The 689-nt window shown below is 72.6% G+C and carries 1 protein-coding gene; it reads right to left on the bottom strand.

The genetic code is table 11. The features are described from left to right. Positions 1-689 (bottom strand): DEAD/DEAH box helicase (locus ACOADB_RS06785; RefSeq protein ID WP_378597197.1); only part of this gene is annotated, 689 nt, incomplete at both ends.

Raw genomic sequence — 689 nt, 5'->3', positions numbered from 1 at the left:
CCGGGGGAGCGGTCGGGTCCTCGAACTCGTCGCTCGCGCCCTGCCGGGCGCCCAGCTCCGTCATGTCCTCGACGGGGACCTCGACCCGCAGGTCCCACAGCTTGCTGGCCGGTGGCGCGACGATCTCCACGGGTGCGGCGCCCCCGAGGAAGCGGGCGACCTCCTCCGTCGGCCGCACCGTGGCGGACAGTCCGACGCGCTGTGCGGGACGGGGGAGAAGGGCGTCGAGGCGCTCGAGGCTGACCGCGAGGTGCGCGCCACGCTTGGTCCCCGCGACTGCGTGGACCTCGTCGATGATGACCGTCTCGATGCCGCGCAGCGTCTCGCGCGCCTGGCTGGTCAGGATCAGGAACAGCGACTCGGGCGTGGTGATCAGGACATCGGGTGGTCGGGTCGCGAGCTTGCGCCGGTCGCCTGCTGCCGTGTCGCCGGAGCGGAGCCCGACGGTCACCTCGGGGAAGGGTCGTCCCGGATGGAGCCGCTCGGCGGTCTGCCGGATGCCGATGAGTGGTGCGCGCAGGTTGCGCTCGACGTCGACGGCCAGGGCCTTGAGGGGCGAGATGTAGAGGACCCGGGTCCGGCGCAGCTTGTCGTCGGGTGTCGGCGTGGTCAGCAACCGGTCGATGGCGGCGAGGAAGGCGCTGAGGGTCTTGCCCGAACCGGTCGGCGCGACGACCAGCGTGTGACGG

The organism is Nocardioides sp. CPCC 206348, assembly GCF_048654705.1.
Taxonomy (GTDB): Bacteria; Actinomycetota; Actinomycetes; order Propionibacteriales; family Nocardioidaceae; genus Nocardioides.
The sequence above is the reverse complement of the archived record's forward strand: the minus strand, read 5'-3'. Positions and strand labels throughout refer to the sequence as shown.